This window comes from Acinetobacter lactucae (assembly GCF_013344765.1).
Classification (GTDB): Bacteria; Pseudomonadota; Gammaproteobacteria; order Pseudomonadales; family Moraxellaceae; genus Acinetobacter; species Acinetobacter lactucae_A.
Genome location: NZ_JABVBF010000309.1, coordinates 1 through 1,558, shown reverse-complemented (window position 1 = coordinate 1,558; position 1,558 = coordinate 1). Strand labels below are relative to the sequence as shown.

The following is a 1,558-nucleotide window of genomic DNA, read 5'->3' as shown; positions in this document are numbered from 1 at the left end:
ACTTGTTGTTGATTGAATATCTTTTTTTAATTTTTTTTCTTCAAATTGAATGAAATTTAATAGTTGATTCGATTTTGATCTATTTTTATATTTATTAATATTTTGACGTTGAAATTCTAAATAATTTTCGTTTTGAATTAAAATATATTGTTGCGGAAGAAATCCAATAATTGGGTTGTTGTTGTCATTTAAATAAATAAGTCCAGTTAAACCGTCTAATTTTTTTAAAATATCGGCAGCATTTTTACCATGTAAAGAGAGCTTTTTCTTTAACTGAGACATTTTTAAATAAGATGGTGATTAATGAGAGGATAATTAGTTTACTACAAGTTGTAGGTCGTCAGGATAAAGTCTTTTAAAGGATAAATTTTTTGCCGATAAAATGAACGAAATTTTAGCTTAGGATTTATGGTATTCTCCAAAGTTTGTGTAGAAAAACTTGAGTGTACCGTTTGTCGGGTAGTTGGCAAAAAATGCACAACACTAGTTGAACAAAAATTAACGTAGATGTAATTTAGTAATTGCTAAGCAAAACTGCTCAAGGATTGGAAGTTTCGGTTGCCATATAAAGAAAAATGCAATTTGAGACAATGAGAGTGGTTAAGTCAAAAAATAAATGCTCTTGGGAGAGTGCTCAATGAAAATGTTTACTAAACTTGCTTTAGTTTCTTCTTTAGCTATCAGCGCAAATGCAATGGCAATGCAGTCAATGGACGATGCTGCGCTTAGTGCTGCTACAGGTCAAGATGGTATTAATATCGGTATTGCTTTAGGTGCTGGCGGTATTTCTATCGATAAAGTATTTATTCATGATAATGATGGTTTAAACCCTACTACAGGTATTGCTGGTGCTGCAGCAACTGCGGGTGCGATTGTAGTAAGCGGAGTAGGAGTTACACAAGTAGATCCAACAACAAACTTGTTAGATCTTAAAATTGATAGCGTTGGTGCTTCAGGTACAAACGGCGCGTTTTTAAACGTTGCTGCAAATGTAGGTGCTGTTAATGTAAGTGTTGGTTCTATTGGTGTGGGTACTTCTGGTACTTTAAATACAACTACTGCTGTACGTGGTATTACTGAAACTGCTCCAACTGAAATTATCTCTGGTTTAGATTTGTCTCTAGGCGCAATTTCAGCGAATGTACAATTAGGTTCTACACCACAAGGTGCAATGATCAAAGTAAACTCAAGCTTACAAGGTGGTTTAACCTTATCTAACTTTGGTATTAAAGATGCTGCAGGTGGTGGTGAAATCTTCTTAGATAAAGTTATGGTTCGCGGCGCTGGTAATACGACTGGTGATTTAGATGTTGATGCTAACATTTCAGTTGTACCAACAGGCTTAAAAATTCAAAATAATAGTGCACAAGGTATGAATGTTTATGTACAGGGTGTACATTTAGGTGCCGCTGCTAATGCTTCAATTGGTGATGTTGAAATCCAAGGTTTAAATGTAGGAACTTCTACAATTACAATCTCTGGTCACTAAGCTAAAAGTGTTTTAATAAAAAAGCGCGTCAAATACGCGCTTTTTTATTTGTTAACTCTGTCAATTTTG

At 34.3% G+C, this 1,558-nt stretch carries 1 protein-coding gene and 1 pseudogene; one reads left to right on the top strand and one right to left on the bottom strand.

The features are described from left to right. Positions 1–282 (bottom strand): annotated as a pseudogene (locus HUN22_RS16925) (aminodeoxychorismate synthase component I); the annotation flags it as partial. A 355-nt stretch (positions 283–637) separates the two neighbouring features. On the opposite strand from HUN22_RS16925, the gene filA reads away from it, so the two are divergent. Then, complete coding sequence (gene filA / locus HUN22_RS16920) at positions 638–1,489, top strand: putative pilus system protein FilA (protein ID WP_200043926.1); 852 nt, start codon at positions 638–640, stop codon at positions 1,487–1,489. Positions 1,490–1,558: the final 69 nt, after the last annotated feature.

Bases quoted from the DNA above. Each gene is read 5' to 3' on its own strand.
- filA (WP_200043926.1), top strand. From the start codon at position 638: ATGAAAATGTTTACTAAACTTGCTTTAGTTTCTTCTTTAGCTATCAGC.